Annotated in this window: 14 protein-coding genes; 7 read left to right on the top strand and 7 right to left on the bottom strand. The window is 47.6% G+C overall.

Annotation, left to right across the window (positions count from 1 at the left end; genetic code table 11):
* Nucleotides 1-216 (top strand): DUF1653 domain-containing protein, encoded by a 216-nt coding sequence (locus DYD62_RS09970; RefSeq protein WP_115227198.1) that lies wholly within the window; start codon nucleotides 1-3, stop codon nucleotides 214-216.
* An 87-nt stretch (nucleotides 217-303) separates the two neighbouring features.
* On the opposite strand, the gene DYD62_RS09965 is transcribed toward DYD62_RS09970, so the two are convergent.
* Nucleotides 304-723: a hypothetical protein gene (locus DYD62_RS09965; RefSeq protein ID WP_115227197.1), complete on the bottom strand. Its 420-nt coding sequence runs from the start codon at nucleotides 721-723 to the stop codon at nucleotides 304-306.
* A 483-nt stretch (nucleotides 724-1,206) separates the two neighbouring features.
* On the bottom strand, nucleotides 1,207-2,001 hold the full coding sequence (locus DYD62_RS09960; RefSeq protein WP_115227196.1) for an outer membrane protein OmpK: 795 nt from the start codon (nucleotides 1,999-2,001) through the stop codon (nucleotides 1,207-1,209).
* A gap of 596 nt (nucleotides 2,002-2,597) precedes the next feature.
* On the opposite strand from DYD62_RS09960, the gene purT reads away from it, so the two are divergent.
* From purT to DYD62_RS09945, 3 genes are all read left to right on the top strand, one after another.
* A complete protein-coding gene (gene purT, locus DYD62_RS09955; RefSeq protein ID WP_115227195.1) occupies nucleotides 2,598-3,794 on the top strand; it encodes a formate-dependent phosphoribosylglycinamide formyltransferase in 1,197 nt (398 codons plus the stop codon).
* A gap of 2 nt (nucleotides 3,795-3,796) precedes the next feature.
* Nucleotides 3,797-4,186 carry a group II truncated hemoglobin gene (locus tag DYD62_RS09950; protein ID WP_115227194.1) on the top strand — a complete coding sequence of 130 codons (390 nt, stop codon included), beginning with the start codon at nucleotides 3,797-3,799 and terminating at the stop codon, nucleotides 4,184-4,186.
* Nucleotides 4,187-4,447: 261 nt separating this feature from the next.
* Complete coding sequence (locus DYD62_RS09945; RefSeq protein WP_115227193.1) at nucleotides 4,448-6,079, top strand: methyl-accepting chemotaxis protein; 1,632 nt, start codon at nucleotides 4,448-4,450, stop codon at nucleotides 6,077-6,079.
* Nucleotides 6,080-6,148: 69 nt separating this feature from the next.
* On the opposite strand, the gene DYD62_RS09940 is transcribed toward DYD62_RS09945, so the two are convergent.
* Nucleotides 6,149-6,346: a DUF3460 family protein gene (locus DYD62_RS09940; RefSeq protein ID WP_115227192.1), complete on the bottom strand. Its 198-nt coding sequence runs from the start codon at nucleotides 6,344-6,346 to the stop codon at nucleotides 6,149-6,151.
* Between the two features lie 33 nt (nucleotides 6,347-6,379).
* Nucleotides 6,380-7,156: an inositol monophosphatase family protein gene (locus DYD62_RS09935; protein ID WP_115228262.1), complete on the bottom strand. Its 777-nt coding sequence runs from the start codon at nucleotides 7,154-7,156 to the stop codon at nucleotides 6,380-6,382.
* A gap of 348 nt (nucleotides 7,157-7,504) precedes the next feature.
* Between DYD62_RS09935 and bfr (DYD62_RS09930) the strand changes: the two genes are divergently transcribed.
* The 3 genes from bfr (DYD62_RS09930) to DYD62_RS09920 all read left to right on the top strand — a co-directional run bounded on the left by bfr (DYD62_RS09930) (nucleotide 7,505) and on the right by DYD62_RS09920 (nucleotide 9,709).
* Entirely contained in the window at nucleotides 7,505-7,975 is a 471-nt protein-coding gene (bfr, locus tag DYD62_RS09930) for a bacterioferritin (protein WP_115227191.1), read from the top strand.
* Between the two features lie 11 nt (nucleotides 7,976-7,986).
* Nucleotides 7,987-8,454 (top strand): bacterioferritin, encoded by a 468-nt coding sequence (gene bfr, locus DYD62_RS09925; protein ID WP_115227190.1) that lies wholly within the window; start codon nucleotides 7,987-7,989, stop codon nucleotides 8,452-8,454.
* Between the two features lie 193 nt (nucleotides 8,455-8,647).
* The gene (locus tag DYD62_RS09920) at nucleotides 8,648-9,709 is read left to right on the top strand and encodes a GGDEF domain-containing protein (RefSeq protein ID WP_115227189.1); all 1,062 of its coding nucleotides are present in this window, start codon (nucleotides 8,648-8,650) and stop codon (nucleotides 9,707-9,709) included.
* A gap of 75 nt (nucleotides 9,710-9,784) precedes the next feature.
* Here DYD62_RS09920 and dut read toward each other — a convergent pair whose 3' ends face one another.
* The 3 genes from dut to DYD62_RS09905 form a co-directional block, all read right to left on the bottom strand.
* Nucleotides 9,785-10,234, bottom strand: coding sequence for a dUTP diphosphatase (dut, locus tag DYD62_RS09915; RefSeq protein WP_115227188.1), 450 nt, complete (start codon nucleotides 10,232-10,234; stop codon nucleotides 9,785-9,787).
* 4 nt (nucleotides 10,235-10,238) lie between these two features.
* Complete coding sequence (gene coaBC, locus DYD62_RS09910; RefSeq protein ID WP_115227187.1) at nucleotides 10,239-11,420, bottom strand: bifunctional phosphopantothenoylcysteine decarboxylase/phosphopantothenate--cysteine ligase CoaBC; 1,182 nt, start codon at nucleotides 11,418-11,420, stop codon at nucleotides 10,239-10,241.
* A 228-nt stretch (nucleotides 11,421-11,648) separates the two neighbouring features.
* On the bottom strand, nucleotides 11,649-12,746 hold the full coding sequence (locus DYD62_RS09905) for an agmatine deiminase family protein (RefSeq protein ID WP_172476488.1): 1,098 nt from the start codon (nucleotides 12,744-12,746) through the stop codon (nucleotides 11,649-11,651).
* Nucleotides 12,747-12,976: the final 230 nt, after the last annotated feature.

Below are 12,976 nucleotides of genomic sequence, written 5' to 3'. Positions count from 1 at the left end.
ATGAAAACGATTAAAAACGGCATTTATCAGCATTACAAAGGCCCGCTTTATCAAGTCACCGGCGTCGCCAGACACAGTGAAACAGAAGAAGAAATGGTGATATACCGCTGTCTCTATGGTGACTTTGATCTTTGGGTGCGGCCGCTGGCAATGTTTACTGAAGAGATCACCCATAATGGTGAAACCATGCCACGCTTTCGCTGGCACTCCCAATAAGCCCAAGTGCGAATAACAAGCGTCTTTACACAAAAAAAAGGAAGCGACACGCTTCCTTTTTTTGTGGGCCATTCAGGCCGCGTACAATCATATGCACTTTAAATTACTAACAACCGCTTTGCTGATCAGCTCACCACGATCTTTAGCAATTTGTTTGAACGATGCTTTAAATTTAGCACGCTCACCCGACTTGTAACTTTTTGACATTGCCATGCTATTACCCAAGGCAGATCCATTTGCACTATAAAACCGAACATCCATGGTTAAAAAAGAATTGCATGACTTTGTATACGTTACGTAACCATTTAAATCAAAACGATCATCCAGCGAGGCTTCCAACTTTAATTCTTCCAAATTTGCTACTTTAGTAACCTCTGGCGCCACTTCAATTTTAATATCCTGAAATCCATTCCGCACCGAAGTGCGCAGATTATTGATGCCATCCCGAACCGGGTTAGCGCAGCCAAATAAAAAACATAGCGACAAAAGCGGTAAAACTTTTTTCATACCCACCCCTCTAAATCAATTATAAATAGATAAAGTGTAAGCAATACGCAATACACCTTACCAAGCCACTACGCCGATCTGAATAAAGCCCCAAATTTCAAGACAAAAGCATATCAAAGTTTGTCTCATACACGAAGAAACTTTAAATACCGCATTCTGACTACGTGTAAAACCACAGAAAGAAACCATCACCCCTGCAAGCCATTCTTACATTTATGTTTTTCATGTATGTGGCGAAAACAAACAAGTTTGACCAGCAGTGCAAAAGCATCAGCGCGCAAAATTAATCAATGTTCAGTCACCACGAAACACATATTTTGTTGCTAAAACAGCAGCAATTTTTAATTGAGCGTGCAGCGCTCCGATACTCAAACCTCCCCTTGCATATGATTTTTTGTAAGCCCGCATTTTTCATGACGATAAAACAAACAGGCAAATAAAAACCCGCCGCAGCGGGTTTTTATTTGTCACATTAAATATCAATTAAAAATTGTATTTAGCAGTGTAAATCATCGCATTTTGATATGAAGCCGAGCCTAACTTCTGATCCGCATAGCGGTACTGAACGCCGGTTGTGAATTCTTTGCTGACATTCCACCACAGCGACACGGCACCGTTCTGGCCTGTTGCATTACCCTGAGTCACACCGCCAGCCGGGCTACCCATGGTGAGGAATTTATCATCGCGGTTGAATTCTGTTTCATGCCACTGGGTTGCCATAAAAGACTGGCCGAACATTTGGAAGCTGTAACCCGCGACGTAGCCCGCCATCACACCATTGGCGTGCGCACCGATATTACGATCGAATTGCTGATGGCCGCCAATAAAGGGCTTAATCCAGAAATTGCCATTTGAAAGGCTGGTACCCAAGCCTAAAACGCGGTTTTGGCTAAAGAAAGTGCCATGATCACGTGCATCATAAAGATGAACATAGGCCTGTACAGGCACGCCACCCAATTGCACCAAATTAAAACGGGCAATGGCTTTTGCTGCATAGCGGCGCTTGTCACGACCATCGGTTTCGCTCGCACCCTTAGTTGGGTTTTCAACATCGAAGAAACCGTATGCTTCACCCCAGTCGCCACCGAAGCCGCCTTCAACCTCTAAAAAAGCAAAGTCTTTTTTGCCGGCAAATGCACCCGCATTGGTGCGGGTTTCAGTACCACCAGACCAATCAAGCCAGTTCACGCTGACGTTTTTAAAAGACCAGTCGTTGCCGGCAAATGCAGCTGGAGTAGCAATAATGCTGGCTGCGACTAAAATATTGCGTAGTTTCATATTAAGCTCATCATTTTATTATTTAATTCGGTAAAAATCTGTAAACCTTCTTCCCTCAACCGACACAAGGGAGCGCAGCATAACGAGTTTATTTACGCCAGTAAATAAAATACGTTTAAAAAGCAGATTAATGGATTTGAACGGTAATATTATTGATTAACCTTAAGAAAATCGTACTCACTCTAAATAATACGATGGCAGGCCATGCTGTTTTTATGTCATACAAATACACAATAAATTAATACCCCTACAGTTAACATATACAGCGCCAATTAACCCGCCATTAAAAATGGTCAAATAAAATATCATGACCCTGCAATAGGGCGCTCAACTAAACACACAGCAATCTCATTTAATAGCTCATTCCTGCGTTTTTCCCTAAAAAACAAACACGCCAAAATGGCCGGCCCTTTACCCATTAAAAAAGCGAATCAAATCAGACCGCCCAAAAATCAAAGATCAGGCGCCAATACGATCAAGAATCTGCACAAATAATGCACATATCCTTCACACCAACCAGCCTCATACCTACTCAGCCATGCCGCTGATCATGTTAAAATTTCCCCCTCACATATCGACTTGCTCAGGGAAATCTTATGCGTATCGGCACACCGCTCTCCGCCTCTGCCACCAAAGTAATGCTGCTAGGTAGCGGCGAGCTGGGCAAGGAAGTGATTATTGCGCTGCAAAGACTTGGCGTTGAAGTAATTGCCGTTGATCGCTATGCAAACGCGCCTGGTATGCAAGTGGCGCATCGCAGCCATGTGATTAATATGGCAGACCCCATTGCGCTACGGGCCTTGGTGGAGCTTGAACGCCCGCATTTAATCGTTCCCGAGATCGAAGCCATTGCAACATCCGCCCTATTAGAAATAGAAGCAGACGGCCTTGCTGTGGTCATTCCAAGCGCCCGCGCTACACACCTCACCATGAATCGGGAAGGCATCCGCCGCCTAGCTGCTGAAACACTGGGCCTACCTACATCCAGCTACCAGTTCGCTTCGTCACTGGACGAAATGCGGGCCGCCATCGAAACCATCGGGCTGCCCTGCCTGATAAAGCCGGTGATGTCGTCTTCCGGCAAAGGCCAGTCTTTTATTCGTGATACAGCAGACATTGATGCTGCGTGGGATTACGCCGCCAGCGGCAGCCGTGTAGATCAGGGCCGGGTGATTGTGGAAGGCTTTATCGATTTTGAATACGAGATCACGCTGCTTACCGTTCGGGCATTAGGCCTGTCCGGCGAAATTGAAACCTTCTTCTGCGACCCCATCGGCCATATCCAAAAAAATGGCGATTATGTAGAAAGCTGGCAACCCCAAGCAATGCGCCCGCTGGCATTGGAGCGCGCCCGTGATATCGCCCAAAAAATCACACAAGATTTAGGTGGTCGTGGCTTGTTTGGGGTAGAGCTATTTGTAAAGGGCGATGATGTTTGGTTCTCTGAAGTCAGCCCGCGCCCGCACGACACCGGTCTGGTTACCCTTGCCAGCCAGCGTTTTTCTGAATTTGAGCTGCACGCCCGAGCCATCTTAATGCTACCCATTGATGCCACACTGCGTGAACCCGCAGCCAGCGCCGTCATTTATGGCGGAATGGAGGAAAAAGGCATTGCTTTCGAAGGGCTAGCAGAGGCGCTTGCGGTGCCTCGCGCCGATCTGCGCCTATTTGGCAAACCGGAGAGCTTTACCCGCCGCCGCATGGGTGTGGCACTCGCAGCTGGAGCTGATACGAATGAAGCACGCAGCCGCGCCAAGCTGGCAGCCAGCTTAGTCAAACCAGTAAAAGGCTAAATATGCAAGAAGTAGCAGAAATGACGCCTTACCAGCTTTTGGGCGGCGACGCAGTATTGCGTCAATTGGTCGATCGCTTTTACGACATAATGTATAGCGACCCGCGCGCCAGTGGCATCCGCGCCATGCACGCAGGGGATAGCACAGTGATTCGCGATAAGTTTTTTGATTTTTTATCCGGCTGGCTAGGCGGGCCGCAGCGTTTTATCGAAAAATACGGGCACCCAATGCTGCGCGCACGCCACATGCCTTTTGCTATTGGTGAAGACGAGCGTGATCAATGGCTGATGTGCATGTTTCAGGCTATGGAAGAGATTCCCATGGAAGCAGCATTACGTGATCACCTAGAAGATGCGTTTTTTCGCACAGCCGATTTTATGCGAAATAAATAATGCAGCATTAATTCAAACACATTAAACGCTGTCTTTTATTGTAATAAATATAATTAACTCGATCGGCTGCAATTAACACCCGATTGACGCAATACCCCCCTGCCCATACCGTATTCATGCAATTGAATACGGTATTTTTTTGCGCATAAAAAATAAAAAATCCCCCTTGGCCTGACTCTTTATCAGCCTTCTGCGCTTTCTGCTAGCAATACGCTAAATCAACTCTACAATCTATTACAAAGCTTCCCTTTGGAGAATCCCATGCTATCAAAGTTTACAATTGCCGCAAGGCTAATAGGAGGATTTGCCCTCCTTCTGCTTTTACTTATCAGCGTGGGTGTACTCGGGCTATGGGGGCTGAATCGGCAGGCCAGCCTCACAGAAAACATGTTACAGCATGATTTAAACTACTCACTTGATCTGATCGAAGCCCGCCATCAGGTTACAGATTTAAGACGTTTTGAAAAGGATATCTTTTTAAATTTTGAAAGCATTGAAAAGGTCAAAGAATACGATCAAAAATGGCATATTGCTCTTGAAAAAGCGAATGCAGCAATAAAAAGCGGCTTGACCAATGCCAGTTCTGGAGATGTTCAAAAATTAAATGATCTGACTCAGCACCTTAAAGTTTATGCCGATGGTTTTAATCGCATATCAGATGAAGTAGAAGCAAAAAAATACCTGAAAGCCGCAGATATCAATGCCGAGTTTTCAAAATACAAAGAACCTGTTCGTTCAATGCAAGATGGGCTGACCACCCTGGCCGATGACGCCATCGCAAAAGCAAAAGGCATGGAAAAAACGCTGGGCACCATTACCACAGCAACAATCAGCATCTCTATTACACTGATGTTTTTTGCCATTTTAATCGGCGTTGCCAGCGCACTAATGATTATTCGCAGCATTCGAAAACCTTTGGCGGCTTTACAGGCGGTGATTACTGAGATTGATCAGACTGGTAATTTAGCGCTCAGGCTTAACCAAGCGGGGATTGATGAAATCAGCCAGTCATCAGCAGTCATTAATCGCCTGCTAATTAATATGAGTAAAGTAATCAGTGAATCTCGCAAAAATTCCAGCCAGTTGCTAAGCTCCGCCGAAACACTCTCAACGGCAGCAAGGCAAATGACTGATTCATCAGAAATTCAGTCTTCCGCCTCAAGCGCTACAGCAGCAGCCGTTGAAGAATTATCTGTCAGTGTAAATATGATTTCATCCAGCGCAGAAGGTTTAAATGCGGAAGCAAGGCAAGGCGCTTCAACTGCCGCCGAAGGTGCCCTTTCTGCCAACCGCACCGCCAGTGAGATTCGCCAGATTGCTGACAACATCAATAGCTCCGCTGCAGTCATCGATCAGCTTAACCAGCGCTCAGGCGAAATTGGCAGCATTGTGATGGTGATTAAAGATATTGCAGACCAGACCAATCTGCTGGCTCTCAATGCAGCCATTGAGGCCGCGCGCGCCGGAGATTTAGGCCGTGGCTTTGCGGTAGTTGCGGATGAAGTCAGAAAGCTGGCCGAGCGCACCACACAAGCCACCACCGAAATCACCAGTAAAATTGAATCGGTACAAAGAGACACCGGCACGGCATCTGAGGGCATGCAACACGCCAGCCGTATGGTAGAAAGCGGCGTACGCAATACGCAGAGCGTAGCCGAATCTTTAGCCCACCTTGAGCAGCAATCTAAAAACACCGTTAGCGATATCGCCCAAATGGCCGACGCCATTGGCGAGCAAAGCTCCGCAAGCCAGGATATTGCCAACAATATCGAGAAAATAGCCCAGGCCAGCGAAGAAAATCACGCCACAGCCAGCAGCACCAGCGAGCTTTCCGAAGAGCTGCGCCAAATCGCAATGACGCTCAACACCATAATCAGCCAATACCACACCTGATACCCATCGCTTGATGCATAAAAAAACCGCTGTTGATATCAACAGCGGTTTTTTTACAAAGCTAATAAATTAATCAGCTTGGTAAGGATAAGGTTTTTGCTGAACCTTTGATTCAGCAGCGCGTACCCGCTCGTCTAAATCCAAGGGTGCTTTATCCCACAGCAGTGCACGGCCCTCAAGCTGGCCTTGAGCCACCTCGGGATTGTCCACCAAATAGCCTTGCATAAATTGGGTGAATTCTGAAACGTATTGTGTGTTCTTAAACATGGCATTCCACGTTAGATGTGACGAATAAAGCCATTATACCGCGTTCAGCAGAAATGGCAGTGCTGCCGCGTGTAATACAGGGTTAGCCGCTGCTAAAACCCGCCCTTCACTGTGAATATCCAGTGCCTTTCCCTGCCAGTCAGTCATCAGGCCGCCCGCCCCATTGACGACAGGAGCCAATGCGGCAAAATCATGCAATTTTAAGCCCTCTTCCACCACCAGCTCCAGCCAGCCACTTGCCACCTGCGCATAGAGGTAGCCATCTCCCCCATAACTGGTAAAACGGCACTCCGCAGATAAACGCGCAAAAGCTGCCGCACCTGCAAGCAGATACTGAGGCCCGGTTGTTCCCAGCCTTGCCGCCTGCAGCTGATCAATTTGATTTGCCACAACCGGCTCGCCATTGAGCCATGCGCCCTGGCCGCCAATCCCCAGCCAGCGCTCATTCTGCACAGGCTGATTAATAATGCCCAATACCGGCTTGCCATGATGCAAGAGGCCAATCAGCGTCACAAACAAGGCCCTGCCCACCGTAAACGACTTGGTGCCATCAATCGGATCCAGCACCCATACCCACTCTGCATCTTCACGCTCCCGGCCAAACTCTTCGCCGATAATGCCATCTTGCGGGCGCTTTTGTAGGATCAGCTCGCGCATTACACGCTCGGCTTCTTTGTCTGCAATGGTGACTGGGCTGTGATCATTTTTATCGTCAATCGCCAGCGGGCTGCGAAAATAAGGGCGTATGACCGCAGCACTTACATCGGCCAGTTGATGTGCCAGGGCAATGATTTCATCAGGCAATACCATAAACACTCCTAAATCACGATTATCTTCCACAAAAAATAACATAAATAAGGCACAAACAATAATAGTTTTTATTCTCTGCCAAAATAATTAAGCATACTTATCCAATGAAGTCCTTTTCATTTTTAAATACAATTTCATTAAGAAAACAAGAACCATTCTTAATAAAACAATATAAAGCGCTCAATGGTAAATTATGGGCTGGCAATAAATAATAAAAAGAATAGAATAACAGCTGATAAATCAGGGAAACTGCATTTCAATTCCCACATAGAAAGAAGGGATTTAAAACTGACAAATACCCCGCCACTAATCAATTAAAAATTAGACCGGGTCCATGGAGAATACACAATGCAAGGTAGCAAACTCGTCCTTAACTCGCTCAACAGCGTTCTTGGCAATGAGCTGGTCGCCATCAATCAGTTTTTCTTACATGCGCGGATGTATCGCAACTGGGGCTTAAAAAAACTGAATGATGCGGTGTATCACGAATCGATTGATGCCATGAAACGTGCAGATAAACTCATCACCCGCATCCTGATGCTGGAAGGCCTGCCAAATTTGCAGCAGCTTGGCAAATTATATATCGGTGAAAACACCCCGGAAATGCTGGATTGTGATTTAAAGCTGGTCAGCAGCCACCTCACTACTTTGCGCCAGGCGATTGAAACCTGTGAATTGGAGCAAGACTACGTCTCCCGCGACATTTTGGAAGATCTGCTCGAAGACGAAGAAGAATACGTTGACTGGCTGGAAACCCAGGCCGAATTACAAGTGTCCCTTGGCCTTGCAAATTACCTCCAATCACAAATCGACGCATAAGGAAGATCACCATGCAAGGTAAACAAAATGTCATTGCAGGCTTAAAAGAGCTGCTCGTTACCGAACTCACCTCGGTTGATCAATACTTTGTGCATAGCCAGATGTATCACAACTGGGGCTATAGCAAACTTTATGAGCGCATCGATCACGAACGCCAGGATGAGATTGGCCACTCCACTCTGCTGATTGCCCGTATTTTATTTTTAGGTGGCATCCCCGATGTAGCCGGGCGTGACGCACTGCGTATTGGCGCAGATGTCCCTGCCATGCTGCAAAATGATTTACTGACTGAATACGATGTAGCCACCGCACTGAAACGTGTTATCGCCATTTGCGAGCAGGAGCAAGACTACGTTAGCCGCAACATGCTGGTTAAACTTCTGGACGACACCGAACAAGATCACGCTCACTGGCTGGAACAACAGATTGGCCTGATTAAAGCAATAGGCCTGCCAAACTATTTACAAACACAGCTCTAAGATTTTATTGCGTTAAAAACAGCCGCTCACTGCATCGCATGAGCGGCTGTTTTTTTGCCATGCCGCCCAATCTGATAAATAGTTCACCTTTTAACCGCAGCCATCCAACAAACTGGCCATACAGCATAAGCCGTCAGCTATAAAGCAAAGCGCATTTTATAAAAACGCTGATCCAACACGCGGGAGTCTGTTTATGCCCCTCAAGCCTTTTATTATGCTGGATGCAATGGCCGACCTCACCAGCCTAGATGACAGGGACGCGCTTTTAATCAGCCTTGGCATCAGCCTGCAAGAAATATTCGATTTAGAACGGGTCGATTTTTATCATTGCCGCCCCAGTACTGAACACCCGCAAGCCGTCTGGCAAATCAAAAAAACACTGAGCCTTGCCAACGGAGAAATTCAACAAGCGTGGCAATGGCGGCCCCAAAACACCCTAAACAGCGATTCTGCTGACTTTGACCCTATCCTTAAAAGCGCCCTTTCCGATTTAAACACAGCGGAGAGCATCCACTTCCGTCTGGTACGCACGCTTAAAATGAACGATCAGCCCCATGTTTTAATCGACTGTCAGGGCAAACATCTTTTTAAACAAACAGATTTAAGGGCCCTGCAAGGCATGACCCGCATCTATGAAAACCATATATCCCTGCTTAAATACAGTGAAACAGATACGCTCACAGGCTTACTTAATCGAAAAACATTAGAGCGCCATTTCCAGAAAATCATGGGCTCACAAGAAAAAACGCACGCCATCAGCATCGAAGACGCCTCTGCGATAGAAGAAAATAATCGCCGAAGCCAGCAAGAGGATGATTCCTATTTCCTAGCCGTGATGGACATTGACCACTTTAAGCGTATCAACGATCAATTTGGTCATATCTATGGCGATGAAGTGCTGCTGCTGATTGCACAGCTTATGCAGGCAAGCTTTCGCAGTGGTGACTACTTATTTCGTTTTGGCGGGGAGGAATTTGTGATTTTGATGGGCCCGCAGGGTGAAAGCAGTGCCATTTTTGCAGTTGAACGTTTCCGGGAAAGAGTGGCGCAGACAACATTCCCCCAAGTAGGCCAAGTGACCATCAGCATAGGCTTTACCCGGCTGCTGCATTCCGAAGTTCTCAGTACGGTACTAGGGCGTGCGGATGAAGCGCTCTATCAGTCAAAAAGTAATGGCCGCAATAAAGTCACCATTGCCCCGGTTGATACGCTCAATATTCATCACCCCGTAAATGGAAGCATTGAGTTATTTTAAGCATCCGGCCTGATTTAATCAGAAAACGCAAAACGGAGGCCTCAGCCCCCGCTTTTTTGGCAAAACTTAAGCAGCTTAATGCTTGCCTGTACTACCAAAGCCACCTTCGCCACGGTCTGAATCGACAAACTCATCGACCAGATTAAATTCCACCTGCACCACAGGCACAATCACTAACTGAGCGATGCGCTCCATAGGCTGAATCGTGAAAGGCACTTGGCTGCGGTTCCATACCGAAACAAAAATTTGCCCCTGGTAATCTGAATCAATCAGACCCACTAAATTGCCCAACACAATGCCGTGCTTATGGCCAAGGCCAGAGCGTGGCAAAATCATGGCGGCAAGGCCCGGGTCATCCAGATGCAGCGCCATGCCAGTTGGCACTAGCTGAGTTGCACCAGGAGCCAGCTCCATCGGCACATCAAGGCAGGCGCGCAAATCAAGGCCAGCTGAGCCTTTGGTGGCGTATTGCGGCAGATTTTCTTTCAACCGACCATCTAAAATCTTTACATCAATCTGTGACATTTTCTTACCTTTTTTGATAAAGCCGAGCGATATGAGCAATTAAACGGCGTGCTACATCGAGCTTGGGGGCGCGAGTTAAACGGGTTTCGCCGTCATCATCAAGCAAAATAATTTCATTTTCATCCGCACCCATTGCGTTCTGCACTAAATTTGCAGCCAGCAGCGGTAGTTTTTTACGCTTACGCTTGGCTTCCGCATACTCCAGCAGGTTTTCAGATTCAGCAGCAAACCCCACACAAAAAGGCGGATTTTCCCTTGCCGTAATATTGGCCAGAATATCCGGATTCGGGCCAAGCTCTAGGGTAAGAATGTGCGCGTCTTTTTTAATTTTTTGCTCAGAAGGATTAAGCACATAGTAATCAGAAACGGCAGCCACACTGATAAAGATATCTGCTTCTTCTACTTCGGCATTCACCGCCTGCAGCATTTCCTCGGCGCTTACCACATCAATGCGGCGGCAGCCCAGCGGCACAGGCAAGGCGGTTTCACCCGACACCAGCACCACATCGGCGCCAGATTCCCAAGCTGCACGGGCAATGGCGTAGCCCATTTTTCCTGAGCTACTATTGGTAATGCCACGCACGGCGTCGATACGCTCAAAAGTGGGCCCGGCAGTAATCAATACGCGTTTGCCAGACAGTAATTTCAGCTGAAAAAATGCATCAATATGCTGCAGCAACGCTTCAGGCTCCAGCATCCGGCCAAGGCCCACTTCACCGCAAGCCTGCTCACCCTCGCCAGGACCCAGAATATGCACCCCATCAGAAATCAGCTGCGCCAGATTGCGCTGATTGGGCGGGTTTTCCCACATCTGCCGGTTCATCGCAGGCGCCAATAACAACGGGCAATCTCTGGCGGCAACCAAAGTAGACAGTAAATCATCGGCAAAGCCATTGGCCACTTTCGCCATAAAATCAGACGTGGCCGGTGCCACCACGATGGCATGTGCGCCACGGGTTAAATCAATATGCGCCATATTATTCGGCGCGCGGCCATCCCACAAATCAACAAATACAGGGCGGCCCGATACCGCTTGAAAGGTAACCGGCCCGACAAATTTTGTTGCGGCCTCAGTCATCACCACTTGAACTTCATAAGACGCTTTGATTAATAAGCGAACCAGTTCAACTGATTTATACGCGGCCACGCCACCGGTTACCCCAAGTACGATGCGTTTTTGGCTCATTGCTAAGCGCTCTCTTCATTTAGTCACAGACGATAGTTTAACTGAGGATAGACCATAAGTACTGTTGGATAGGAGTAAGCCGGCACAAGGCATTTGGGGAGAATAAACTGATCGTTCCTGACATCACCCTAGTGCAGCGGCAATCCACTCCTTTTTTAAATCTGCTAAAGCTTTCGCAAATGGCTTGCAGCGCCTTTCTCGGGCGTTGACATTCAGAAGATAAATCCATTAAGCAGGCTGCTGCTGAGTGGTGCAATGGATGCCTCCGCCACCTGCGGCAATGGCATCGATATTCAGTTGCACCACTTCGCGCTGTGGGAATAGATCACGCAGAATATCCCGAGTATTACGGTCGGCTTTTACATCGCCAAATTCAGGGGCAATCACGGCATGGTTGCACACATAAAAATTGATATATCCCGCCGCAAAATCTTTATTTTCAAACTTTGAGCGCACAGATGATGGCCCTTGCAGCACCACCACTTTTAATTTTCGCCCCTTGGCATCGGTGGCTTTACGCAGTATTTCTAAGTGACGCTTGGTCACCGCATGGTCATAAGAAGAAGGATCGGCATCAAAACCTGCCACCACCACACCGGGGCTTGTAAAGCGGGCATAAAAATCAGTATGCCCGTCAGTAATATCGCGCCCAGCAATACCGGGTAGCCAAATTATTTTATGGATACCTAACAGGCGTTTCAGCTCGGCTTCACACTGTGCCTTACTCACTTTGGGGTTACGATTGGCATTTAACACACAGCTTTCAGTGATAATGGCAGTGCCTTCACCATCCACCTCAATCCCCCCTCCCTCCAGTACCAGCGAGGTTGTAAGCATTTCTTGCTGTACAGCACCAGCCATAAAACCCGCAACTTTTGCATCTTGCCCATGCGCCTGCTTATTTCCCCAACCATTGAAATTAAAATTCACCGCTGCACGCTGGCCTTGCGCATTTTTTACAAAGACCGCCCCTGTATCCCGCAGCCATAAATCATCCATCGGCCGCACAATCAGCTTTACTCCTGCCCCGCATTTTTTAGCCGCAAGTGCATAATCCTCCTCGCACACCAGCATGTTAACGGGTTCAAAAGCCGAAATAGCAGAGGCTATCGTTGCCAGATTATCCTGCGCACCCGCCTGCAAGCGCCTGCCCCAGATTTCTTTATCTGGGCCAAAACCCATCCAGGTAGCGACATGCGGCTCGCCTTCCTCCGGCATGCGCCAGCTACTTTCACCTGAGGTGACAAAGGCACTCAAGGCGCTTGTACCAGCCAGCGCACCATACACCAGCAAGCTTTGCTTTAAAAAATGACGTCGTGTTGTCACTTTACGGTGTCCTTTTTATATAAATGTGCAATTAAGCTTTTGCCGGTTCAATGAATACGACCCACTTGCCACAATGGCTTTCCGTAACAGACACCATCACAAGTCCTTATGCAGTGGCTTCTCATCTGACACCACCAAGTGAAAGCCGCTGTTAGAACCGTCTCAGAAACAGCACACGATTCATCTTCAAGATACCAAGCTTAACCACTCTGCCTTCACAGCATAATGCC

This window comes from Iodobacter fluviatilis (genome assembly GCF_900451195.1).
GTDB classification, from domain to species: Bacteria; Pseudomonadota; Gammaproteobacteria; order Burkholderiales; family Chitinibacteraceae; genus Iodobacter; species Iodobacter fluviatilis.
Note: the sequence above shows the minus strand (reverse complement) of the source record. Positions and strands in the feature narration are given on the sequence as shown.

Coding starts and splice junctions, on each gene's coding strand:
- DYD62_RS09970 (WP_115227198.1), top strand. CDS start 1: ATGAAAACGATTAAAAACGGCATTTATCAGCATTACAAAGGCCCGCTT.
- DYD62_RS09965 (WP_115227197.1), bottom strand. CDS start 723: ATGAAAAAAGTTTTACCGCTTTTGTCGCTATGTTTTTTATTTGGCTGC.
- DYD62_RS09960 (WP_115227196.1), bottom strand. CDS start 2,001: ATGAAACTACGCAATATTTTAGTCGCAGCCAGCATTATTGCTACTCCA.
- purT (WP_115227195.1), top strand. CDS start 2,598: ATGCGTATCGGCACACCGCTCTCCGCCTCTGCCACCAAAGTAATGCTG.
- DYD62_RS09950 (WP_115227194.1), top strand. CDS start 3,797: ATGCAAGAAGTAGCAGAAATGACGCCTTACCAGCTTTTGGGCGGCGAC.
- DYD62_RS09945 (WP_115227193.1), top strand. CDS start 4,448: ATGCTATCAAAGTTTACAATTGCCGCAAGGCTAATAGGAGGATTTGCC.
- DYD62_RS09940 (WP_115227192.1), bottom strand. CDS start 6,346: ATGTTTAAGAACACACAATACGTTTCAGAATTCACCCAATTTATGCAA.
- DYD62_RS09935 (WP_115228262.1), bottom strand. CDS start 7,156: ATGGTATTGCCTGATGAAATCATTGCCCTGGCACATCAACTGGCCGAT.
- bfr (WP_115227191.1), top strand. CDS start 7,505: ATGCAAGGTAGCAAACTCGTCCTTAACTCGCTCAACAGCGTTCTTGGC.
- bfr (WP_115227190.1), top strand. CDS start 7,987: ATGCAAGGTAAACAAAATGTCATTGCAGGCTTAAAAGAGCTGCTCGTT.
- DYD62_RS09920 (WP_115227189.1), top strand. CDS start 8,648: ATGCCCCTCAAGCCTTTTATTATGCTGGATGCAATGGCCGACCTCACC.
- dut (WP_115227188.1), bottom strand. CDS start 10,234: ATGTCACAGATTGATGTAAAGATTTTAGATGGTCGGTTGAAAGAAAAT.
- coaBC (WP_115227187.1), bottom strand. CDS start 11,420: ATGAGCCAAAAACGCATCGTACTTGGGGTAACCGGTGGCGTGGCCGCG.